This is a genomic window from Kitasatospora sp. NPDC058406 (assembly GCF_042722765.1).
In the GTDB taxonomy this organism is placed as follows: domain Bacteria; phylum Actinomycetota; class Actinomycetes; order Streptomycetales; family Streptomycetaceae; genus Kitasatospora.
The window spans coordinates 1-3,181 of sequence record NZ_JBHXKE010000362.1; the positions used below are offsets into that span (position 1 = coordinate 1).

The 3,181-nt window shown below is 65.8% G+C and carries 2 protein-coding genes and 2 pseudogenes; 3 read left to right on the plus strand and 1 reads right to left on the minus strand.

The window, feature by feature from the left end; genetic code table 11:
* Positions 1-645: 645 nt before the first annotated feature.
* From ACFWOG_RS38455 to ACFWOG_RS38465, 3 genes and pseudogenes are all read left to right on the plus strand, one after another.
* Positions 646-1,662: an RICIN domain-containing protein gene (locus tag ACFWOG_RS38455; RefSeq protein ID WP_380364183.1), complete on the plus strand. Its 1,017-nt coding sequence runs from the start codon at positions 646-648 to the stop codon at positions 1,660-1,662.
* Between the two features lie 51 nt (positions 1,663-1,713).
* Positions 1,714-2,334, plus strand: a pseudogene (locus ACFWOG_RS38460) (group II intron reverse transcriptase/maturase); the annotation flags it as partial.
* A 108-nt stretch (positions 2,335-2,442) separates the two neighbouring features.
* Positions 2,443-2,631, plus strand: a pseudogene (locus tag ACFWOG_RS38465) (IS5/IS1182 family transposase); the annotation flags it as partial.
* On the opposite strand, the gene ACFWOG_RS38470 reads toward ACFWOG_RS38465, so the two are convergent.
* Complete coding sequence (locus ACFWOG_RS38470; RefSeq protein ID WP_380364191.1) at positions 2,632-3,171, minus strand: transposase; 540 nt, start codon at positions 3,169-3,171, stop codon at positions 2,632-2,634.
* Positions 3,172-3,181: the final 10 nt, after the last annotated feature.

Below are 3,181 nucleotides of genomic sequence, written 5' to 3' on the forward strand. Positions count from 1 at the left end.
GTCCGAGTACTTCGACGGACGTCCCATCTGGACTTCCCTTCCTGGACCTACAAGATCCAAGTGTCAGGGGTGTCCACATCGCGGGGCAAAGCTCACACCCGTGCCCGCGTCGCGGTGACGCGGGCACGGGTGCCAACTTCTCACTCCTCGGGACGGGACTTGATGGCAACCACCGGCTTAATTATATTAAATATCCGTAGCCCCGGGGGTGATTGACGTACTGTCGCCTCCGACGAGCGCTCGCAGGCGGGTCGGAGTCGGCAGCAGGGAGCGGTAGCGCGCGACGCATGTTTCACGTTGGGTCGCCGTGCCGCCGATCCCCGCGTAGCGGGTAATCGGCCCGGCTATTTCAGAGCTCGCGGATTCTGGAGAGTTCATTCGCAGCGGGGCGGTGCGGCGTTCCGCGCGCGTCTGCTCCGGATTGGGGCTCGGAAGTCTGCGGACACCGGGCAGCGTCGCCCGCAGGTTCGCGGCATCTCTGGCGTGCCCCTCCGATAGGCCGTTCGCCGGAGCGAAGCAGCGGCACCATGAAAGTGAGAGAATGACATGAACCTGCCTTTCCTGAGAGTTGGATCCGGTCTTTTAAGGCTGGTGCTCGTGTCCCTGATGGCCAGCCTCCTGGCAGCGGGTATCTCCATCAGCCCGTTGGCGACCACTGACGCCCACGCCGTGGACCTCAAGGGAGCGCCGTGCGCGGCCGGGGACAGTTCCAACTGCTTCGGGATGACGTCGAGGCTGGGAGCGGAACTCGTCCTGAACCCGTACGCGTACTTCACCGACCAGCTGATGCTGGACGGCAGGGGCCAGGGTGCGAAGTGGCGGCTTAGGGTCAACCAGAGTGACGGTACGTTCGGGCTCGTCAACAATACGTTCGGCAAGTGCCTGGAGGTTCGCGGCAGCTCGGCTGAGGCGTGGAACTTCGTCTACGCGGCCGACTGCCAGGAGAAGCCGGCTCAGAAGTGGTACTTCCACCCCTCGGGGAGTGATTTCCTGCTCCGGAACGTGAGTTCCGGTAGGTGCCTCGACACGTGGGGAGGGAACAAGGTGCCTGCCACGCCCGTCGGCGCCACGAGCTGCAAGGGATCCGTCTCCCAGCAGTGGTTCTTCGGCAACTGGACTACAGAACCCACTCCGAAGCAGTACGCCAGTGCGTACGCGGTCAAGAAGTGCGAGGCGTCGCCGGCCACCTGCTCCTGGGACATGAAGTCGGAGGCCCCTGCCGCTCCGATGCCCTCGGAGTGCGTGTCGGAGGCCTGGTACAACAGCACCTCCGCACCGACGAGCCACACCTTCACCATGGAGAACACGACCGGGTGGTCCAACGAACTGGGCAGTCAGGTTGAGGCGGAGTTCGAGAGCGGAACGGTGGCCTCCTTGATCGCCAAGGTCACTGTCCGCCTCACCGTCTCCTACAAGTCCATCTGGTCGGGCTCCAAGACCGTGAACAACCAGGGCACGTACACCGTTCCGCCTGGCCAGTACGGCTGGATCACGCTCAACAAGGTCGCCCGAAAGGTCACCGGTACCTGGACCTTCTCGGCCAACGACCTTCCGTGGAAGGCGAACGACACCGTCGCCGTGCCCATCGCCCACGATCCCAACGGGCTTTCCACCATCTACACCATCAACACCGGCGAGAAGCCTCCGGTCTGCTCCTCATAGCCGACGACAACACGGGGGGCATGAGACGGCGCAGGCCTCCGGCTCGGGGTACCCACCCTCGCCCGCGGAAAGCCCGCGAAGCGAACGGAACTGACCAATGGCAGCGATCACGCGATCGTCGCCACGTTCGGGGCCGTCTGCCGGGGCATCGTCCAGTACTACCTGCTTGCCGGAGACGTCTTCCGGCTGCACCGCCTGCAATGGGTCATGGAGACCTCCATGCTCAAGACCCTTGCGGGCAAGCACCGTTCGACCGTGTCGAAGATGGCCGCCAGGCACAAGGCCAGGATCGACACACCAAACGGGCCCCGAGTCTGCTTCGAGGCCCGGATCGAGCGGACGAACAGGAAGCCACTGGTGGCGCGGTTCGGTGGAATCCCTCTCCAGCAGCAGCGATCGGCGAAGATCACTGATCGTCGGCCTGTCTGGGTGGACTACCCGCACAAGGAGCTGATCACCCGGCTCCTGGCGGACACGTGCGAGATCTGCGGGGCCACCGGTGATGTCCAGGTGCATCACGTCCGTGCCCTGGCCGATCTCGCCCGTGCCGGATGGCCACCGTCCGACTGGGCGCGCGTCATGCTCGACCGGCGGCGCAAGACCCTCGTGGCCTGCACCGCCTGCCATGACCGCATCCACAAGGAACGAACGGCCGGATCACTCACGTCGTGATCACTGGAGAGCCGGATGACCAGGAAACTGTCATGTCCGGTTTGGCGGGAGGCCGCGCGGAAAAGGACCTGTCACGGGCAGGCACCTCGCCGCGCGGCCGACCCAACCTCCTGGCTGGGACGGTGCAGACGGTTGGCACGGGACTACGAGCGCAAGACCGCGCACGCCGAAGCGATGATCAAGGTCGCAATGATCCGGCTCATGGCCGCCCGCCTCGCCGGCGAGGAGGTCGAACCGCGCGGCCCCATCGAGACCGAAGCAGCCCGCCGCCTCGCCGACGACCTCAAGAACCAGTAATCATCTGATTACCCAACACTTTCTGAGGCGGAGCTCACGGGCGATGGCCCGCAGGCTGTCGCCGCGCTCGATGCGTTCGTGGATCTGCTGGTGACGCTCGCGCGTGCGGGCGACCAGGGGACGCGGCCGGCCGTGGACGTCCAGCTCGTTCGAGCCGGCAGCTCCTGAACGGGGCATCTCATCCCGCTCTTCTCCGAGGTCGAGGGGTTCACGCAGATCAGCGCGATGGCGGCCGACGACGCGCTCAACGGCCTCGGCGAGGTTGTGCGGCAGGTGCCAGGCGTCGGCGGCCTGTTGGGCCTGCGGTGCTCCCGTGCGGGCACCGTCGCGGAAGGACCCGGCGCGGTCGCGGCAGATCGTCCGCACTTCGGGGTGGTCGCGCAGCCAGGTGGCGAAGGTGTTCGCGGCACGATCGGCGAGGACGTCGACCGGCCGGTGGGTGTCCATGTCCACGAGGACCGTCGCGTAGGTGCGACCGCGTCTTATCTTGAGTTGGTCGTTTGCGCGGGGCTGTGACCTGCGTCGTCTCGTCGAGGACACCGTCCTCGAC